General features: G+C 67.3%; 16 protein-coding genes. 11 read left to right on the top strand and 5 right to left on the bottom strand.

Annotated features, from left to right (window positions below; all coding sequences use genetic code 11):
- Window positions 1-398: 398 nt before the first annotated feature.
- The 4 genes from ACFO0G_RS12665 to ACFO0G_RS12650 all read left to right on the top strand — a co-directional run bounded on the left by ACFO0G_RS12665 (window position 399) and on the right by ACFO0G_RS12650 (window position 6028).
- On the top strand, window positions 399-683 hold the full coding sequence (locus ACFO0G_RS12665; RefSeq protein WP_011693739.1) for an HU family DNA-binding protein: 285 nt from the start codon (window positions 399-401) through the stop codon (window positions 681-683).
- A gap of 112 nt (window positions 684-795) precedes the next feature.
- Entirely contained in the window at window positions 796-2967 is a 2172-nt protein-coding gene (locus tag ACFO0G_RS12660) for a bifunctional copper resistance protein CopD/cytochrome c oxidase assembly protein (RefSeq protein WP_376977977.1), read from the top strand.
- Window positions 2967-4991 carry an NHL domain-containing thioredoxin family protein gene (locus tag ACFO0G_RS12655; protein WP_376977975.1) on the top strand — a complete coding sequence of 675 codons (2025 nt, stop codon included), beginning with the start codon at window positions 2967-2969 and terminating at the stop codon, window positions 4989-4991. The genes ACFO0G_RS12660 and ACFO0G_RS12655 overlap by 1 nt, the downstream gene beginning before the upstream one ends.
- Window positions 4992-5158: 167 nt before the next feature.
- Complete coding sequence (locus ACFO0G_RS12650) at window positions 5159-6028, top strand: DUF559 domain-containing protein (RefSeq protein ID WP_376977973.1); 870 nt, start codon at window positions 5159-5161, stop codon at window positions 6026-6028.
- Between the two features lie 71 nt (window positions 6029-6099).
- Here the strand turns inward: ACFO0G_RS12650 and ACFO0G_RS12645 are convergent, their stop codons facing one another.
- The 4 genes from ACFO0G_RS12645 to ACFO0G_RS12630 form a co-directional block, all read right to left on the bottom strand.
- On the bottom strand, window positions 6100-7092 hold the full coding sequence (locus ACFO0G_RS12645; RefSeq protein WP_376977971.1) for a hypothetical protein: 993 nt from the start codon (window positions 7090-7092) through the stop codon (window positions 6100-6102).
- Window positions 7093-7260: 168 nt separating this feature from the next.
- Complete coding sequence (locus tag ACFO0G_RS12640; protein ID WP_286400209.1) at window positions 7261-9060, bottom strand: helicase HerA-like domain-containing protein; 1800 nt, start codon at window positions 9058-9060, stop codon at window positions 7261-7263.
- A 48-nt stretch (window positions 9061-9108) separates the two neighbouring features.
- Entirely contained in the window at window positions 9109-9636 is a 528-nt protein-coding gene (locus tag ACFO0G_RS12635; protein ID WP_376977968.1) for a GNAT family N-acetyltransferase, read from the bottom strand.
- 4 nt (window positions 9637-9640) lie between these two features.
- Complete coding sequence (locus ACFO0G_RS12630) at window positions 9641-11596, bottom strand: FAD/NAD(P)-binding protein (RefSeq protein WP_376977966.1); 1956 nt, start codon at window positions 11594-11596, stop codon at window positions 9641-9643.
- Between the two features lie 296 nt (window positions 11597-11892).
- On the opposite strand from ACFO0G_RS12630, the gene ACFO0G_RS12625 reads away from it, so the two are divergent.
- Genes ACFO0G_RS12625 through ACFO0G_RS12595 form a run of 7 tightly spaced genes read left to right on the top strand, consistent with a single transcriptional unit; the run spans window position 11893 to window position 18233 of the window.
- Window positions 11893-12915, top strand: coding sequence for an amino acid ABC transporter permease (locus ACFO0G_RS12625; protein ID WP_376977964.1), 1023 nt, complete (start codon window positions 11893-11895; stop codon window positions 12913-12915).
- Window positions 12915-13724 (top strand): amino acid ABC transporter ATP-binding protein, encoded by an 810-nt coding sequence (locus tag ACFO0G_RS12620; RefSeq protein WP_376977962.1) that lies wholly within the window; start codon window positions 12915-12917, stop codon window positions 13722-13724. Before ACFO0G_RS12625 ends, ACFO0G_RS12620 begins: the two co-directional genes overlap by 1 nt.
- Window positions 13725-13732: 8 nt before the next feature.
- Complete coding sequence (locus ACFO0G_RS12615) at window positions 13733-14788, top strand: ABC transporter substrate-binding protein (protein WP_376977960.1); 1056 nt, start codon at window positions 13733-13735, stop codon at window positions 14786-14788.
- A complete protein-coding gene (locus ACFO0G_RS12610) occupies window positions 14785-15621 on the top strand; it encodes a DUF1684 domain-containing protein (RefSeq protein ID WP_376977958.1) in 837 nt (278 codons plus the stop codon). Before ACFO0G_RS12615 ends, ACFO0G_RS12610 begins: the two co-directional genes overlap by 4 nt.
- Window positions 15618-16670, top strand: a complete 1053-nt coding sequence (locus ACFO0G_RS12605) for an LLM class flavin-dependent oxidoreductase (protein ID WP_376977956.1) — start codon at window positions 15618-15620, stop codon at window positions 16668-16670. Before ACFO0G_RS12610 ends, ACFO0G_RS12605 begins: the two co-directional genes overlap by 4 nt.
- 10 nt (window positions 16671-16680) lie before the next feature.
- Complete coding sequence (locus tag ACFO0G_RS12600) at window positions 16681-18054, top strand: NtaA/DmoA family FMN-dependent monooxygenase (protein WP_376977954.1); 1374 nt, start codon at window positions 16681-16683, stop codon at window positions 18052-18054.
- Complete coding sequence (locus ACFO0G_RS12595; protein WP_376977952.1) at window positions 18054-18233, top strand: hypothetical protein; 180 nt, start codon at window positions 18054-18056, stop codon at window positions 18231-18233. Before ACFO0G_RS12600 ends, ACFO0G_RS12595 begins: the two co-directional genes overlap by 1 nt.
- Before the next feature lie 162 nt (window positions 18234-18395).
- Here ACFO0G_RS12595 and ACFO0G_RS12590 read toward each other — a convergent pair whose 3' ends face one another.
- Window positions 18396-19652, bottom strand: coding sequence for an SLC13 family permease (locus tag ACFO0G_RS12590; protein WP_376977950.1), 1257 nt, complete (start codon window positions 19650-19652; stop codon window positions 18396-18398).
- Window positions 19653-19679 lie beyond the last annotated feature (27 nt).

The following is a 19679-nucleotide window of genomic DNA, read 5'->3' as shown; positions in this document are numbered from 1 at the left end:
GGCGTCGGGGGAGAGCCTGCCAGAGGTGAGCGGGCGTCGGGGGAGAGCCTGCCAGAGGTGAGCGGGCGTCGGGGGAGAGCCTGCCAGAGGTGAGCGGGCGTCGGGGGAGAGCCTGCCAGAGGTGAGCGGGCGTCGGGGGAGAGCCTGCCAGAGGTGAGCTGGCGTTCGGGGAGAGGCTGCCAGACGTGAGCGGGCGTCCGGAGAGAAACGGGGCCGGAAGCTCAAAGCGGTCCTGGAGGGGTGCGAATATGCCCCGGAATCGGTGATTAACCTCAAAAAGTCCCGGAAACACGCGGAATTTGCGGACCGTAACGGCCCAAGCTGGTAAGTTTTCGGACAGTGGCCTGTGCGCATGCCGCGTGCAGGCTCCAGAATCAGAACCGTCCAGGAGGACATAAATGGCTAAGAACCGTAGTGAACTTGTTGCAGAGGTAGCAGGCAAGGCCGGCACCAGCCAGGCTGCCGTTAACTCCGTCCTCGATGCACTGTTCGAGGTTTTCGAGACCTCTGTCGCCGCCGGCGAGAAGATCACCATCCCGGGCTGGCTCGCAGTTGAGCGCACCGACCGTGCAGCCCGCACCGGCCGCAACCCGCAGACCGGCGAGACCATCCAGATTGCAGCAGGCCACAGCGTGAAGCTGACCGCCGGCTCCAAGCTGAAGGCTGCAGTCTCCAAGAAGTAGAGCTTCCCCTGCCGGCGTATTGTCGGCCGGAACAGGAGCGGCAACCGAGAGGTTGCCGCTCCTTGCCTTTTAACCCGGATTCGCGGCCTGGGCGGGCGTGGCGGACAATGGAATGGTGTCTTCTGCCGCAAAACCACGTTCCACCCCTCCCCAGACCGATCCCGGCAAGGGAGCTGCGGTCCGGGATGCCGGAACCCGGGGGATTACCCTGCCCTGGCAGCTTGCGGGCCTGGCGGCGCTCTTCCTTGGCCTCGCGGCAGCACTGATCTTCTCCGGCGCCGCAGCGGCCCGTAGCGTAGCCGATCCCGGTGCCCTGGTGCGGTGGGGCCTCCCCATCAGCAAAGCCATCCACAACGTCTCGTTGGCAACCGTCGTCGGGGGCCTGGTCTTCGCCGTCGGCATCCTTCCTAAGAACCTCAAAGCCCGGGCCCACGCGCCGCGCGGCCAGGATCCAAAAGCGCGCAGCGAGGAGCCCGAGCATCCCGCCTTCACGAGGGCCTTGGCGGTAGCAGCTGTGGCGGGTGCTGTCTGGACCTTGTCCGCCATCGCAGTCCTGGTGCTCACGTACGGCGACGTAGCAGGGCAGGGGTTGTCCGGCGACCCGGCGTTCACCCAAGCGCTGGTCTACTTCATGACGGATATCGAAACCGGGCGCGCATGGCTCGCCGTCATCATCATTGCCGCAGTGGTCACCACCGCGCTGTTTGGCGTTCGGTCCCTGGGCGGCCTGGCCCTCACCCTCATCCTGGCCCTGATCGGCCTGGTACCCACGGCCCTGATCGGCCACTCATCAAGCTCCTCGGATCACGAAGGCGCCATCAATTCGCTCGGCCTGCACCTGGTGGGTGTGACCACCTGGGTGGGCGGCATCATCATCCTGGCCCTGCTGTCGGGCATCCTGACCGGTACCAAGCCCGGGGCCGCAACGGACATCACCGAACCTACGCTCCGGCGCTTCTCCAGCCTGGCCGGGTTCGCCTTCGTCCTGGTCTTCGCATCAGGCATCATCAACGCCAGCATCCGCGTCACCAGCTGGTCCGATCTCTTCGGTTCCGCCTACGGGCAGCTCATCCTGGCCAAGACGGCGGCTGCGGTGGTTCTGGGCGGGATCGGCTTTATGCACCGGCAGTGGGTCATTCCGCAGCTGGGACGCAAGGGCTCCACCATGTCCTCCAGGCGCGTCCTGTGGCAGCTCATCGTTGCCGAACTGTTGATTATGGGCGCCACCTCCGGCATCGCCGTGGCGCTGGGCCGCTCAGCCCCGCCGCAACCCACCGAGCTGGCACCCAACGCATCCCCCGCCTTCATCCTCAGCGGCTACGAGCTGCCCCCGGAACTCACGCCGGAACGCTGGTTCACGGAGTGGCGCCTGGACTGGATCTGGGTGGGCGTGGCCCTCTTCGGCCTGGTGACCTACTTCAGGGGCGTCGCCAAGATCCGCCGGCGCGGGGACTCCTGGCCGTGGTTCCGGTCCGTCAACTGGGTTGTTGGCCTGGCGGCCCTGACGTACATTACGTCAGGGCCGCCGTCGGTCTATGGCCGCATCCTGTTCTCCGCGCACATGGTGGACCACATGGCCCTCACCATGGTGGCGCCGATCTTCCTGGTGCTCGGCGCGCCGGTCACCTTAGCCCTGCGTGCCCTGGCCGCCCGCGGCGACGGCTCACGCGGGATGCGCGAGTGGCTCCTGGTCTTCGTGCACTCGAAGTTCTCCCAACTGGTCACCCACCCGCTGTTCGCCGCTGCCAACTTCGCCGGCTCCATCATCCTGTTCTACTACTCGGACCTCTTCGGTTACGCGATGCGCGATCACGTGGGCCACGAGCTGATGAACCTGCACTTCCTGCTCACGGGTTACATTTTCGTGCTGACCATGATCGGCACGGACCCGCTTCCGCGCCGCGCCCCATACCCGATGCGGCTGCTCCTGCTCCTGGCCACCATGGGCTTCCACGCCTTCTTCGGCGTCTCCATCATGGGCGGGACCGGGCTCCTGGCCGCCGACTACTTCGGCAACCTGGGCAGGGCATGGGGGCCCTCGGCCCTGGCCGACCAGCAGGCCGGCGGCGCCGTGGCCTGGGGGATCGGCGAGGTGCCCACGCTGCTGGTGGCGATCGGCGTCGCCATCATGTGGTCCGGGTCGAGCCAGCGGGAGGCGACACGCGTGGACCGCGCGGCGGACAGGAATAATGACGCCGATCTAACCGCTTACAACGTTATGTTTGCCAAATTGGCCGAACGCGATGCCAAGCTGGCTGAACGCAACAAGCTGGAAGGACGCTGATGAGCGAAACCGTACGCACGCATGCCCGGGTCCGGGCCTCCGAACTGGTGGGCCGCAACTGGTTGAACACCGGTGGCAAGACCCTTGACCTGGAGGCCCTGCGCGGCAAGATCGTGCTGCTCGATTTCTGGACCTTCTGCTGCATCAACTGCCTGCACGTCCTGGATGAGCTGCGCCCGCTGGAGCAGCAGTACTCCGATGTGCTGGTCACCGTGGGCGTCCACTCGCCCAAGTTCGAGCACGAGGCTGACCCGGTGGCGCTGGCCGCGGCCGTGGAGCGCTACGAGATCCACCACCCCGTGCTGGACGACCCCGAGCTGGACACCTGGAAGGCCTACACGGCCCGCGCTTGGCCCACCCTGGTGGTCATCGACCCCGAGGGCTACATCGTGGCGCACCTCTCCGGTGAGGGCCACGCTGACGGGCTGGCCGTCCTGATCCCCGAACTGATCGCCGAGCACGAAGCCAAGGGCACGCTGCACCGCGGCTCCGGCCCCTACGTGGCACCCGAAGCGACCTCCGGCACCCTCCGCTTCCCCGGCAAGGCGCTGTTCCTGCCTCCGGGCCGCGGTTCCGCGGCTTCGGGTGAAACGTCCGACGGCGGCAAGCCAGCAGGTGCCGCGGCTGCCGTTGCTGCGGAGAAGGGTTCCTGGCTGGTCACCGATACCGGGCACCACCGCCTGGTGGAACTCGGCACCGACTTCGAAACCGTTCTGGCCACCTTCGGCTCGGGCACCAAGGGCTTCGCCGACGGCCCCGCCGCGGGTGAAACCGCCAGTGCCCAGTTCAATGAACCCCAAGGCCTGGTGCTGCTGCCGGAAGATGTGGCAGCCAAGGCGGGCTACGACGTCGTGATTGCCGACTCGGTCAACCACCGCCTCCGTGGACTCTCGCTCACGGACGGCAAGGCCTCCACCCTGGCCGGCAACGGCATCCAGCGCCTGCTGGAGACCGGCCCGGCGCGTGTGGACGAGGAAGGCGCCGGCTTCAGCGGCTCGCTGGGCAATGACCCGCTGGACGTGGCGCTGAGCTCGCCGTGGGACGTGGTGTGGTCGCGCAAGCTGAACGCGGTGGTGGTGGCCATGGCCGGCACGCACCAGATCTTCAGCTTCGACCCTGTCACCGGTGCCGTGTCGATCATCGCCGGCAACGGGCTCGAAGGCCTGCTCGACGGACCGGCGCACGAGTCCTGGTTCGCACAGTCGTCGGGCCTGGCCGAAGACGCCGACGGCAACATCTGGGTGGCGGACTCCGAGACGTCCGCCCTCCGCAAGCTTGTCATCGCCGACGACGCCTCCATCACCGTGGAATCCGCCGTGGGCAAGGGCCTGTTCGATTTCGGCTTCCGCGACGGCCCCGCAGCCGAAGCCCGCCTCCAGCACCCGCTCGGCGTGACCGTCCTGCCGGACGGCTCCGTGGCTATCGCGGACACCTACAACGGAGCCGTGCGCCGCTACGATCCTGCGTCCGGCACCGTTTCCACGCTGGCCCGCGGACTCGCTGAGCCGTCCGACGTGATCGTGGACCACACCCAGTCCGCAGGCACGGAGCCCCTCCTGGTGGTGGTCGAGGCCAACAAGCACCAGCTGGTCTACGTGCCCATTCCCAAGGAAGCGCAGCAGGTGGACGAGGGCGCCTCCCAGACCCAGCGGCCCAAGAGCCCCGTGGCCCCCGGCGCGCTGGACCTGACCGTTCGCTTCACCGCACCCACCGGGCAGAAGCTCGATGACCGCTGGGGCGACCCCACGCAGCTGAAGATCTCCTCCACCCCGCCCGAGCTGCTGGTGTCCGGCGGCGGAACCTCGGTTGGCCTCCTCCGCACTCTGGAGCTGTCCCCGGACGTTCCCGAGGGCGTGCTGCACATTACCGCCCGCGCCGCCGCTTGCGACGGCCCCGAAACCGAGGACGGCGAGATCCCGGACCACGCCGCCTGCCACCTCTACCAGCAGGACTGGGGCATCCCCGTGGTCCTGCAGGCTGACGGCGACACCGAACTGGTCCTGGACCTCCGCGGCATGGACTGACCGGGTTCTCACCCGCTGAACTGGCCCAGTCTTCAAGCTTTGAAAGCCTGAAGACCGGGCCAGTTCTGTTTCTCCGGCGCCAAAACTGGGCCAGTGTGCGCGGCCCCTTGTCCACATAGGACTCCCGACACCTGCCGGCAGCCACAGGGGACAGACATTGTGGCGTCATGGACCCATCGGAAATCCTCAAATCAGCCGGAGGAGTGCTGCTGCGGCGTGACCTGGCCGCCGCAGGGGCAACGGAAGCGGACATTAGCCGTGCAATCCGTGGCGGGCATGTGGTGCGGCTCGAGCGCGGGCTGCTGGCCGTTCCGGGTGCGGACGCGGAACTGGTGGGCGCAGGACAGGCCCGCGGCCTCCTGACATGCGCATCGGCCGCCCCACATTACGGACTGTGGCAGCTTCAACCGGCTGCCCGGCCGCACTACTGGCAAAGCAACGGAAGACGTACCGTCCGCTGCGTCAGCCACCGGCTTCCCCTGACACAGCGGCCCCGTCACCGGACACTTGCAGCACTTCCCGACGTCCTGCTTCACGCACTGTTGTGCCTGCCTGAACTCGAGTCGCTGGTCATGGTGGAGTGCGCCTACAACAGAGGGGACATTGAGCCGTCCCTGCTGTTGCGCCACTTGAAGGGCAACCGATCAGGCAAAGCACGCAGTGTTGTGTCAAAGGTTGAGCGCGGCGCAGACTCCCTGTTGGAAACGCTGGCCCGGGTGCTGTTCAGGGGTGCCGGCATATCCACCGAGACCCAGGTGTGGATTGAGGGGGTCGGCCGCGTGGACTTCCTGCTGGAGGGGTTCCTCATCGTGGAGATTGACGGGCTCGCCTTCCACCTCGACGCCCGCCAATTCAAAAAGGACCGCCGCAGGGACAACATGGCTGTCCGCCACGGCTTGCCCGTACTCAGGTTTTTCTATGACGACGTGGTTTACGCCCCGGAATCCGTCCTGGCGCAGGTCCGGGAGGTCCTGGCACGGGGGTCACTGCGGTGGCCGCAGCCGAACCAGCCCAGTTTTCGGGGCGATTGGGTCTAAAACGGCGAGGAACACGGCAGGCATGGCTTCAAAACTGGGCCAGTCTGGGCACAGGGAAGTGTCGGCGGAGCCTAGAAGCTCAGCTGCGGGGTGACCTTGACCGTGTCACCCGTGACGTCCAGTCTGGTGGTGAAGCTGAAGTCCACCTCTTCGTCCAGCGGGTACCAGGCCCCGGTGAACGAGTTCTGCTGCAGCGCTTCCACCTTGGCCTTGCCATCCAGGGGCGCCACCACCCAGCGGCCATCGAACGGTTCCACCGAGACACCCGGGTATTCGGTCACGGACCATCGGATGCTGCCGTCCTGGACCCGGTTGTTGCTGGCGTAGTAGAAGGGGCAGTCCGGCTGGAGTTTCTGCTCCTTGACCGCCTCCGAGGCGCAGCCGTCCAGGAACTCCCGCACCTTGGCGGCGACGTCGCTCTTCAGCTTGTCCGTGGCCTGGGTCAGCAGGTTGAGCGGAGCCACGGGGGCATCCTTCGAGGTGACCGTGGCGCGCGTGGCGGGAGCCGAGAAGTACTGGCCGTCCAGGGAAGCCTCGTACTGGCCGGGGTAGAACACGGCGAAGGAGTTGCGGCCATTGGGCATGTTCACCGGAACCCCGTTGACCTGGGCCTCGTTGCCGTTGACCACGGTGATGTCGACCGTGGGCAGCCGGGACGGCACGAACGCCCAGGTGTTGAAGAACAGCCACTCGGTGCCGGTCTTCTGCAGCAGGAATTCCGTGTGCAGCCGGCTGCCGTCGATCGTGTAGTCCATGGGAACCGTCACCTGGTTGCCCGGGCGTTCCTCCGGGTCCCCGATGCTGATGTTGGAGAGCCGGGAAGCGGATGACTGCAGCCCCGGGCCGTCCAGCATCGCGGCGTTGCTGGGCGGAACCGCGGCCTTCAGGAGCCCCAGTGCCCGCCCGCCGTCCCCGCTCTTCAGTGCGTCCAGGTACTCCCGGACCGGTTGCTGCGGACTGGCCACAGTGTTGTTCACAATGTTGATGGCCACGACGGCTCCGGCGACGGCAAGCATGAGGCCCAACAGCCATCCGGCCGCGATCCTCACCAACGCTTGACTCATCTGCACGTTCTACACAGTAACCTCAGTGCGGACGCACTCTAAAGTTGGTGTCTCCCCTAATCGGGCGGACAACACCTACCTAAGGCCCGACGGCGGGCCGCCGGGACAGCGGCAAAAGGAGCCTTGGGCGCTGACCAGGGACAGCAGTTGCCCGGTGGGAAACTTGGCTCAGCGACGACGGCGGCGGGACGAGGTGCCGAACACTCCGCGGAGCAGTTCGCGGCCCAGCTGGGTACCCATGGACCGCGCCATGCTCTTCAGCCCGCCGCCCAGGGCGCCACCGAGGACCCCGCCCAGGTCACCCATCATGCCGCCGGGCTCCGGCTGTGGCTGACTGGGCTGGGACGCTGGCTTTCGGGTCCGCGGAGCCTTGGCCCGCGGCTTGGACTCACGTGGCTCGCTGTAATCGGGCGTGCCGTACTGGACGTCGAAATCCTGTGACACGGGCTCCGTGGCCTGCGGCGGCCTGCTGCTGGGCCGGCCCAGGATCTCCTCCTCGATGCGCCGGGCTTCGGCGTCCACGTCATAGGAGCCCGGAGCAGCTGGAGTACCGGCAGCAGGAGCACCGGCAGAAGGCGTCCCAACAGGCTCCGCTGCCGGACCCGTGGGCGCCGCAGCCTTGCCGTTCAGCTTCTCGTACGCGGACGGGTTGTCCACCGCAGTCCCGTACTTGCCCAGCAACGCGGACCCGGCAACCGTGCTGCGCACCAAAGCGTCCTCGCTGGGGCCCATGAGGGATTCCGGTGCCCGCAGCCGGGTGAGGGCCACGGGCGTGGGCGCACCTTTTTCATTCATGACGGTGATGACGGCCTCCCCGATACCTGCAGAGGTCAGGGTCTCTTCCAGGTCGTAGTCGCTCACCGGGAACGTGGACACCGTGGCCTTCAGAGCCTTGGCGTCCTCAGGGGTGAATGCGCGCAGGGCGTGCTGCACCCGGTTGGCCAGCTGGCCCAGGACGTCGGCGGGAACGTCCTTCGGGGTCTGGGTGACGAAGAAAATGCCTACGCCCTTGGACCGGATGAGCCGGACGGTGGTGGTGATGGCGTCCAGGAACGCCTTGGTGGCGCCGTTGAACAGCAGGTGTGCCTCGTCCAGGAAGAAGACGAGCTTGGGCTTGTCCAGGTCGCCGGCCTCGGGGAGGTCCTCGAACAGGTCGGCGAGCAGCCACATCAGGAAGGTGGAGAACAGCATGGGCTTGGTCTGCAGGGTGGGCAGCTCCAGGCAGGTGACCACACCGCGGCCGTCCGGTGCGGTGCGCAGCAGCTCCGCGGTATCGAACTCCGGCTCGCCGAAGAACTTCTCCAGCCCCTGCGCCTCCAGGTTCACGATCTCCCGCAGGATCACGCCCGCTGTCGCCTTGGACAGCCCACCGAGTTCCGCCAGTTTGTCCTTGCCCTCGTCCGAGGTGAGGAACTGGATAACGGCGCGCAGGTCCTTGAGGTCGATCAGCTCCAGGCCGTTTTTGTCCGCGAAGTAAAACACCAGCTGCAGGCTGGATTCCTGCGTGTCGTTAAGTTCCATGATCCGCGAGAGCAGGATGGGCCCGAACGACGTCACGGTGGCGCGGACCGGGACGCCGTTGCCGTCGCCTCCGAGCGCCAGGAACTCCACGGGGAACGTCTTGCCCTCCCACGGCTGCCCGATGCTGTCCGTGCGGGCCTTGAGTTTGTCGCTGCCGACGGCGGCCGTCGCCAGGCCGGAAAGGTCGCCTTTGATGTCGGCCAGGAACACGGGGACGCCGGCCGTGGACAGCTGTTCGGCCATCATGTGCAGCGTGACGGTCTTGCCGGTTCCGGTGGCGCCGGCCACCAGTCCGTGCCGGTTCATCATGGCCAGCGGCAGCCGCACCGGCGCGTCCTTGTGGAGTTCGCCGTCGATGATGGCGGCTCCCAGCTCGATGGTGGCGCCCTCCAGGGTGTAGCCCTTCTGGATGGTGGCAAGCTTCTCTGCTGTGGTTTTGGTGGCCATGGCGTTAGCTTAGCGGCGGGTGCCTTCTCTGCAGGGAGCCGGCGCCTGTCAATTCGGCAGGTCTTTGGTGAACGCCAGCGGCCCGATGGTCTCAGGGTCGGCGTCCACGTCGAACTGCGCCTGGTAGCCCGTGTTCAGGTAAAGGTCCTTGGCCTCGGGCTGCCGCGGCCCGGTGGTGAGGTACAGCCGGGTGTAGCCCCGTGCGGCAGCAAGGGCTTCCAGCTCAGCCAGCACCAGGCGGCCCAAACCACGACGGCGGTGCGCTGAGTGGGTCCAGATCCGTTTCAGTTCCGCGGTGGTTTCGTCGTACCGGCGGAACGCCCCGCCGGCGATTGACTCACCGTTCTCCTGGATCACCAGGAGCGCGCCGTGCGGCTCCTCGAATTCCTCCGCCGGGTAGCGGTTCAGCTCGTCAGCGGCGGCGCTGCGCCCGAACAGGTCCCCGTAGCGCGTGTCATATTCGACGGCGAGCTCGTCCAGGAGCGGCCGGACCCGGGGATCGTGCATGGGCAGGCTGAGGATGTCGAGCCGGGCGGGATCGAGTGGCCAGGGTTTGAGATCGGATTCTGCGGTCATTGATTCAGTTCTTTCCGGCGGCGGCTGGTTCTGGAGTTGTTGGTTCTGAAATTACCGTGGCGGACGGCCGGGCGGCGATATCCCGGGAAACCCCGAGGATGGTCCGGGCCAGGGCGTCGTTTTCGCGGAACGGTGCGGCATTGGTGTTGGGACGGGCAAAGGCGCCGGCGCCCCATCCGGACGTTCCGGGGCCGATGCCGAAGAGGGTGGCCTGCGCCTGGCCGTCGGCTCCCACCAGCCGGTGCTCAGCGGAGACCAGCAGCTTCCCGGTGGAGTGGATGCCGTCGGAGGTCAACAGCCGCTGCTCGCTGCCCAGCCCGCTCTCATGCAGCGAGGCAAGCACGGGGTTCAGGGACCTGGCCACCGACGTGGACGGCAGCCGCGCCTCGATCAACGCCTTGGCAGAAACTGTGACATCCGACTGCCGTGAGGTGGCGCGGAAGGTTCCACTAGCCTCATCAGGGGTGACTTCCAGGCCCGGGCCCAGGAACTGCAGCAGGCCGGCCCGGTGCAGCGCCAGCATCTGCCGGAGCCGGTGCGGCGGCGGCCCGGAGTCCACGAAACTGAAGAAGCCGTGCCACCACCCGTGGATTACCTGCTGCGAGCGTGCGTTCAGCCGCTCCGGCTGGACCACGCGCCCCACCTCCATATAGACGTGCAGCAGGGCCAGGAACAGGGCGAGGGTTTCCGGATGATCGCGGCTGTCGCGCAGCGCGAGGTCCTGCTCGATGTACCCCGCCACCGCCTCTTGGACGGCACGGTGCCCGTCGAAGCGAAGACCGGCGAAGGGCCGGTCCAGCCGCTCCAGGTCCAGGTGCAGGCCCGCGTCCGGGACGGCGGCGGCCACGAGGTCGGTGCGCTCGCCGCTGTACCAGTCGAGGCCGGTGTACCGCGCGGCGAAGGAATCCCACCCCATGGCACCCCGTTCAGGACTGCCGGTCAGGAGTTCACGGTAGTAGTAATAGCCGGCCTCCTTTGCGATCAGCGGCCACAGGTGTTGCCGGAAGTCCAGTTCGCCGTGCTGCGCCAGCAGGGCCTCCACCGCGTCGGCGGTAAAGAACCGCAGCGGCCCCGGCGCCAGGCCCCGCAGTGCTGCCGAAATCTTGGAGTGGTACGGCACCCCTCGGCGCGACCCTGCCCACAGCCGCGGTTCCCGTCCGGACGGAAGGTAGCGCAGCCCGCCGTCGTCCGTTTCCTGGAACCTGCCGCCGCGGCCCTCCATGAGGAGGACCAGCAGGTCCACGAACGCCAGTCCCATCCCAGCGACGATCACATCCTGGCCCGCGGCAATAGGGGAATAGTCGACGTCGGTGGTGTAGCTGGGTGCCGCGTGGTAGCCGCCGTGCCGGGCAGCGAAGTCCGAGAACCTGGCAGAGATGGCATCCGGCCGGGAGTCCGTGTGGCCCAGGGCGGTGACCACGATGTCGGCATGCAGCGTCCGCCCGTTGGCCAGCTCAACGTGGTGTCCGCCGCCCTCCTGCGCCGTGATGCCGACGGCGGTGGTCCGGTGGACGGTCACGCTGCGGCCCAGCGACCTGGACGCGCGGCGGAAGAACCACTCCAGGTACTGGCTCTGCAGCTGGCGGGTGGGGAAGGTGGTGCCGGTCAGGGTCCGCAGCTGCTGCCACAGCGGCTGCGGGAAGTCCGGAACGTCAATGATGGAGGCGTCCAGCACCCCGGCGGCCCACTCGGCCAGGCCGGGGCCGGGGGCGGCAGGCCCGGCGCACTCCACTGACTGGTCCGTGAACATGGTGATGTCCGCCGCCATGGAGTTCAGCAGGAGGCCTGGGTCCTGGTGGTACCGCCAGATCCGGCCCGAACCCGGGATGTGCGGCTCCACCACGTGGATCTGCAGCGGCCCGGTGAAGACGTCCGGCCGGTTGGCTGCAATCCGCTCCAGCACCCCCGCCGTGCGCGGCCCGCCGCCGATGAAGACGATGGCCGGGATGGTGGCTGGCATGGGCGCTCCTGGCGGTGGGGGTGGGATGGAGAGCCTCATGCTAGGCAGCGGTGACGACTGCGGTCGAGGACCTGGTCACGCCCGTTAACTCCGCGTCACAGCGGGTCAAAAGACGCAAAGAACCGACTCATGACGCCGTGCGAACTCCGGTGAAGATATGCAACCGGCCGCCTTGCTGGCCCGTTCCGGCCGGTCCTAGATTTGCAGCCAGCAGCGGCCGGAAGGGCCCTACAGCCAGAGCAACAGCCAGGGGCAACCGGCCCACACGGAACCCACGACAAGAAGCGAGGTGGCGCATGAGTTCAGCAGCAACCAAGGTGGCGCAGTCACAACAACCGCAGCCGGCGGCGGAAGCGCCGCCGAGCAGCATCGGTAGTCAGCCTGATACCGCCGTCCGGCAGGCCGTGGACTACTCGTCCTACCGCGTGGTGGCAGCCAAGCATCCGGGGCGCTGGGTGGGGACGGCCGTCGTCGCGCTCGGTGTCCTTGCCGTGGCCTGGTCCCTGGCCACCAACCCGCGCTGGGAGTGGGGCGTGGTGGCGCAGTGGTTCACCGCGCAGTCCGTGGTCAACGGGCTGGTGGAAACCCTGAAGCTCACCGCCATCTCCGGGGTCCTGGGCTTCGTGCTGGGCTTCATCCTGGCGCTGATGCGGCTGTCCGCGTCGCCGCTGCTGGTCTCGGTGTCCTGGACGTTCTCCTGGATCTTCCGGTCCACCCCGCTGCTGGTGCAGATGCTGCTTTGGTACAACCTGGGCTACCTGTACGAAAAGATCGGCCTGGGGATCCCGTTCACCGACGTCCGGTTCTTCGAGGTGCAGACCACCACGCTGATCAGCCAGTTCGCGGCGGCAGTGCTGGGGCTGACCCTGAACCAGGCCGCGTACTCGGCGGAGATCATCCGCGGCGGCATCCTGTCCGTGGACCAGGGCCAGCTGGAGGCCGCCGCCGCGCTGGGCATCCCCGCCTGGCGCCGCTCCACCCGGATCGTGCTCCCGCAGGCCATGCGGGCCATCCTGCCCACGGCGTTCAACGAGATCATCGGCCTGGTCAAGGGCACCTCGATCGTCTACGTCCTGGCCTACTCCGAGCTGTTCTACACAGTGCAGGTCATCTACAACCGCACCCAGCAGGTCCTGCCGCTGCTGCTGGTGGCCACGCTCTGGTACATCGTGATCACGTCCGTGCTCAGTGTGTTCCAGTACTACATCGAACGGCACTACTCCAAGGGCGCGGTGCGGAACCTGCCGCTGACGCCCCTGCAGAAGGCCCGTAAATTCTTCGCCACCCACGCGGTAGTGCCCAACCGAAGGAACTTCTGATGACTGAGACCCTTACCGCCCCCACCGCCACCCGCGGCCTGGTGGAGATCACCGGCGTCCGGAAATCCTTCGGACACACCGAAGTCCTCAAAGGCGTCAGCCTCACCGTGGAACCGGGCGGCGTGGCCGTGATCGTGGGCCCGTCCGGCTCCGGCAAGTCCACCCTGCTGCGCACCATCAACCACCTGGAAAAGGTGGACGGCGGGTACATCGCCATCGACGGCAAGCTGGTGGGCTACGAGGTCCGCGGCGACCGGCTGCACGAGCTGCGCGAAAAGGACATCCTCAAGCAGCGCACCGAAATCGGGATGGTGTTCCAGAATTTCAACCTGTTCCCGCACCTCACTGCGCTGGAGAACGTTGCGGAAGCCCCGGTGGTAGCGCAGGGACGTTCCAAGGAGGAGGCTCGGCGCCGCGGCCTGGAACTTCTGGACCGGGTGGGCCTCAAGGACCGAGCCGACGCCTACCCCCGGCAGCTCTCCGGCGGCCAGCAGCAGCGCGTGGCCATCGCCCGCGCCCTGGCCCTGGACCCCAAGATCCTGCTGTTCGACGAGCCCACCTCAGCCCTTGACCCCGAACTGGTCAACGAAGTGCTGGACGTGATCCGCGAGCTTGCCACCTCCGGCACCACCCTGATCGTGGTGACCCACGAGATGGGATTCGCCCGCGACGTGGCGGACACCGTGGTGTTCATGGACCAGGGACAGATCGTGGAACAGGGCAGCCCGCAAGAGATCTTCAGCAACCCCCAGGAACCGCGCACCCGGAGCTTTTTCTCCAAGGTGCTGGAACCGGCCTTCAACATCTAAGGAATCCCATGGCTTTCCCAACCAGCGGCCTGCGCCGCAGCCGCCTACACGCGGCGCGTCCCGCCGTCGTCCTTCTGGGCACTGTCCTTTTCGGCACTGCCGCGCTCGCCGGCTGTGCCGACCCCGGCGCCTCGGCTGCCGCAAACCCCAGCGGAGGAGCGCAGACGACGGCGGCCCGCAACGGCGTGGTCTACAACACCTCACCGGACCAGCAGCGGATCCGGGCGGAGAAGGATGCGGCGCTCGCCGCCAAGGTGCCTGCGCTGATCAGCAAGGACGGCAAGCTCACCGTGGCCACCACGGCCGGGTCTATCCCGCTGTCCTTCCACGCCACGGACGACAAAACGCCGATCGGCTCGGAGCTGGACATCGCCCAGTTGGTGGCGGACAAGCTGGGCCTGGATCTCGACGTCCAGGTCACGTCCTGGGAGAACTGGCCGCTGAAGACCCAGTCGGGCGCTTTCGAGGCCGTGTTCTCCAACGTGGGTGTGAACAAGGACCGGGTGAAGCTGTTCGACTTCGCCAGCTACCGGGCCGCGTACATGGGCTTCGAGGCCAAGAAGTCCTCCACCTACGACATCAAGGGCGCGGACGACATCTCCGGCCTGAAGATCTCTGTGGGGTCCGGCACCAACCAGGAGAAGATCCTGCTTGCCTGGAACAAGGAACTCGAATCGAAGGGCAAACCGCCGGCCACCCTGCAGTACTACTCGTCCGACGCCGACACCATCCTGGCGCTGTCCTCCGGCCGCACGGACCTGAACATCGCGCCGTATCCGTCCACCGTGTACCGGGAGAACACCCGGGACGACCTGAAAGTGGTGGGCAAGGTGAACGCCGGCTGGCCCTCCGAAACCCTTGTGGCCGCCACCACCCTGCGGGGCAACGGGCTGGCGCCGGTGATTTCGGAGGCCCTCAACGCCGTGATCAAGGACGGCTCGTACGGGAAGGTGCTGGAACGCTGGGGCCTGTCCGAGGAAGCGCTGCCCGAATCCAAGACCATCACCGCGGAAAACTTCGCGGCGACGCAGCCCACTCCAACTCCTTCCGGGAAGGCATCATGACCACAGCATCCACTGGCACCGCCCTTGAATCCTTCGAAACCGACTGGCAGGAGTGGCACGCGGCCCACGAACGGCAGCGGGCACACCCGCACGGCTTCCTGGCCGTGACCCACCTGCACTGGCTGGGCGACGAGGCCACCCGGCTGGAAGGTGCCCCGGGCACCTGGAGTGTGAAGGCCGGCGTCGTCCGTCTGGTTTTGGAGCCGGGCGACAGCCTGCAGCAGGACGGCAGGGAGCTGAACGGTCCGTCCGGCGCCACCCTGGAGTTCGGGCCCATCGAGGAGCGCGGCGGCATCAACCTGCTCTCCGGCGACACGGTTATCGAGGTGGCCAAGCGCGGCGGCGAGTACATCGTGCGGCCACGGAATCCTTCGAACGCGCTGCTGCGGCACTACCAGGGCACGCCCGCCTACTCGCCGGACGCCGCGTACGCCGTCCGCGGGACGTTCGTGCCGTTCGAGGCGCCGAGGCCCACCACCGTGGGGGCCGCCGTCGAGGGCATCCAACACGTCTACGAGGCTCCCGGTGAGATCCGCTTCAAACTGGCCGGCCAGGAACTGGCGCTCACCGCTTTCAACGGCCACGCGCCCGGTTCCCTGTCCGTCCTGTTCACGGATCAGACCTCCGGCAAGACCACCTATGCGGCGAATCGCTCGCTTTCGGTGGTGCCCGCCGCGGACGGCTCCGTGCTGCTGGACTTCAACCGCGCCGTGAACCTGCCCTGCGCGTACACCGACTTGGCCACCTGCCCGCTGCCGCCGGCCGAAAACCGGCTGCCCGTGGCCATCGAGGCCGGCGAGAAAATTCCCTACGAACGTCAGGACCAGCAGTGAGCAATATTCAGGGTTTCCTTGCCATCGACCTCGACGGCGCCGGCTGGGACGGTGCGGACCTCACCCGTGCCGTCCTGGTCGCCGAGTCCGCGGGCTTCCACGCGGCCACCTTCACGGACGCACCGGCTCCCGGCCGCACCAATGCGCTGCAGCGCGCCGCGTTCGCCGGACCGGCCACGCGGTCCATTGCCTTGGTTCCCGAGGTGGACACCGTCTACACCGAGCCGTTCCACGTCTCCACCCAGCTGGCCAGCCTGGACTATGTGTCCGGCGGCCGGGCCGGGTGGATCGTGACGGCTGCCGAATCGCCGGAAGCGGCGGCCGCCGTCGGACGTTCTTCGGTGACGGGTGCCGGGCTGGGGCAGGAGGCCGCGGCGTCCATCGAGGTGTCCCGGCGGCTCTGGGACTCGTGGGAGGACGGCGCCGTGATCCGTGACGTTGCCACCGGGCGGTATATCGACGTGGACAAGCTTCATTACGCCGATTTCGAGACGCCTGCCGATTTTGCAGGCGCCGGCTACTCCGTGAAGGGGCCGTCGATCATCCCGCGGCCGCTGCAGGCGCAGTTGCCGGTGCTGGTACCGGCGTCGCTGCTGGGTGAAGTGCCGGCTGACGCCGTTGACGGCGTGCTGGTGTCCGCGCCGACTCCCGAGCTGCTGGCCGCCGAGGTCCGGGACGTGCGCACCAGGGTGGGTGCCCCGGTTGCGGTGATCGCCGAGCTCGACGTTGTGCTGGACTCCCGCGGGCAGGCTGCGGGTTCGCGGGAATCAGCGTTCGACGGCGGCCGGGCGGCTTTCGCAGGTACTGCAGCCGGTCTCTCTGACCTCCTGGCGTCCCTGCTGGCCGAGGCGGACGGCGTGCGCCTCCATCCGGCGTCGCTCTTTGTGGACCTGGAGGAACTGGGCCGCCTTGTGGTGCCGGAGCTGCGCCGCCGCGGTGTGCTCCGCGCGCCGGTACAGGACGGGACCTTCCGCTACCTGCTGGGACTGGAGCGCCCGGCCAGCCGTTACACATCAGATACTGCCGCGCCTGACGGTGCCGGAAAGTAAGGGGAAAACCATGACGCAGCACACCCGTGCTAAATCCGACGTTTTTATGCCGAGCGGCCAGATCCAGTTCGGCGTCTTCTTCCAAGGAGTCAACTCCGGCACCATCTGGAAGGCGGCGGAATCCGGCTCGCAGACGGACTTTGAGTCGTTCCGTCGCATCGCGCAGACCGCCGAGCGGGGGCTGTTCGCCGCGTTCTTCCTGGGTGAGGGGCTGCGCCTCAGGGAGCACCTGGGACGCCCGCACGCGCTGGACGTGGTGGGCCGCCCGGACGCGCAGACCATGCTCGCCGCTCTGGCATCCGTCACCAGGAACATCGGCCTGGTGGCCACCCAGAACACAACGTACAACGATCCCGCGGACCTGGCGCACCGGCTCGCCTCGCTGGACCTGATCTCAGACGGCCGCGCGGCCTGGAACATCGTGACCACGGACAACGCCTGGACCGGGGCGAACTTTCGCCGCGGCGGTTACCTGGACCACGCCGACCGGTACAAGCACGCGGAAGCGTTCGTGGAGACGGCCAAGCGGATCTGGGACTCGTGGGAGTCTCCGGATGGTCCTGCCCGGCGCGTGCTGCACGAGGGCCAGCACTACACGGTGGACGTGACGCCGCGGCTGCCGCGGAGCGCCCAGTACCGGCCGGTGCTGTTCCAAGCGGGCGATTCGCCTGAGGGCCGGAACTTCGCTGCCCGCCAGGCGGACGTGATCTTCTCGGCCCACCCCAAGTTCGACGACGCCGTGGAGTTCCGCAAGGACCTGGTGGAGCGTTCGCTGGCTGCCGGCCGCGCGGCCAACGCCGTGCAGATCATGCCCGCCAGCGAGTTCATCCTCGCGGCCACTGCTGCGGAAGCGGCGGATAAGAAGGAGTGGGTGCGGAGCCTGCAGATCGGCCCGCAGCAGGCCATCGCCTACCTGGAGCAGTTCTGGGGCCGCGAGCTGTCCAGCTACGATCCGGACGGGCCGCTGCCGGAGATCGATCCCGTGGTGGAGGAGACGTCGGAGACCCGCGGCAGCGGCTTCCACGGGGCCAAGGCACGGCAGCTGGCGGACCAGTGGCGGGCCGAAGCCAAGGACAAAGGGCTGTCCATCCGGCAGTTCGTCACCTCCAAGACGGCCCGCATCGATTCCACCTTCACCGGTTCCTACACGGCTGTGGCGGACCAGCTGGCCGAGTACGCGCGCGTCGGCGCGGTGGACGGATTCAACATCTCGCCGTGGCTGATTCCCACCGGCCTGGACGACATCGTCAACCACCTCGTGCCGGAGCTGCAGGAACGCGGCGTGTACCCCACCGAGTACCGGGGCAGCACGCTCCGCGAGCACCTGGGGCTGGAGGCGCCGGAGCGCACCGCGGACCAAGCTGCCGAGGTTGTCCGCGCCTGATGCGCTGGGCTGGTTTTGCTGCCTGGGCCGGCTTTGTTGGAAGGGCCGGGTCGGCTGGAAGGAACGACGACGGCGGCGAGGTGGGCGCCGTCGTCGACCCTTCAGTGGGCGGTGCTTCAGCCGGGGCCGGCTCCGGGACGGTCAGCTTGCTGCTGACGGTCTGGGAGCAGTGGGTGTAGGAGCGGGGCCGGGCCAGCCCCCGGACCCCTAGTCGGTTTCCGGGCCGTGGCAGTAGAAACAGTTGCCGGAATCGCAGTCTTCTGTTGTTTCCTGGTCCGTTTGGGGCTCGTTCATTCCGGGTCCTTTCGGTGGGGTTGTTCGATGTCAGGTGTTGGTGTGGGCTACAGGATGCCCGTGGGGACCAGCAGCGCCCAGGCCATTGCTGGCGCAACCAGGACCACCGCCCCGGCGTAGAACATGAGTTGCCGGTAGACCCGTTGCCGGTCGTCTTCCCGGGCGTTGGCAACCACCAGGGCGCCGTCGGTGGAGAAAGGCGAAACATCGACAACGGTTGCGGCGATGGCAAGGGAAGCGACAGTTCCGGAGGCGCTGAGGCTGCTGGTGGCAAGGAGCGGCCCGGCCATGGGGATGAAGGCCGTGAGCAGCGCGGTGGAGGACGCGAACGCCGAGCCCACGCCGATGACGTAGCACAGGACCAGCGCGATGAGCAGGGGTGCGCCCAGGGCCAGGGCCTGTTTGGCCAGCGTGTCGATGACGCCGATGCGTTGGAGCAGCGAAACGTAGGTGATCATTCCCGCCACGAGGAGGACGGTTGACCAGGAGATGCCGCCGATGAACGTGCGGTGCTCCTTGATGTTGACCAGTGCCAGCAGGAGGCCGGCGGAGAGGGCAACGAAGCCGATCGGCATTTGGAAACCCAAAGTGCACACGAGCAGCGCCAGGATCAGCACCAGGGTGAGGACCTGCTGGCCGTGGGGCCGGGTGGCCGTGGCGGGGCCCTGGGTCATCTCCGGGCTGCCATGGGAATCATGCAGCCGGCGCAGGAGGACGAAGGCGACTATGGTCAACACGGACAGGAGGAGGTTGACCGCGAAGCTGGCTGCGAACAACGCGGCCTGGGAAACCGGGAAACCGTTCTTCAGCGCGATGTTGTGGACCAGCACCCCGGCCACGGACAACGGCGAAAAGCCGCCCGCGTGGGCCCCATTGATGATGAACGCCCCCATGAGGACAGGGTGGAGGCGCGATTCGTAGGCGAAGCCGATGGCAGCCGGGGCGAGGAGGGCGACGGCGGCGGGAGAGAAAGTGCCCAGGGACGTCAGGATGGCGGCCATGAGGAAGAAGACCCAGGGCAGCAGCATGGTGCGTCCCCTGACCAGGCGGACGCAGGTTTGGACAATGATGTCGATGGTGCCGTTCCGGTGGGCCATGCTGAAGAAGTACGTGACACCAACAATCGTCAGGACGATGGCGGCCGGAAACTCGGAAAGGATTTCGCTGTCGGTCAGTCCAAGCATGAAGTAGCCGACTCCGAACGAGGCCACCAGTCCCATCACGCCAATGTTCAGCGGCCACTTGGTGGCAACGACGAACATCACCACCAGAATGACAAGCGGAATGATCTGGGTGGCTGTCATGGCCTGCTCCGATCTGCCGTGCGGGCC

This window comes from Arthrobacter sedimenti, assembly GCF_042652025.1.
GTDB lineage: Bacteria > Actinomycetota > Actinomycetes > Actinomycetales > Micrococcaceae > Arthrobacter > Arthrobacter sedimenti.
Note: the sequence above shows the minus strand (reverse complement) of the source record. Positions and strands in the feature narration are given on the sequence as shown.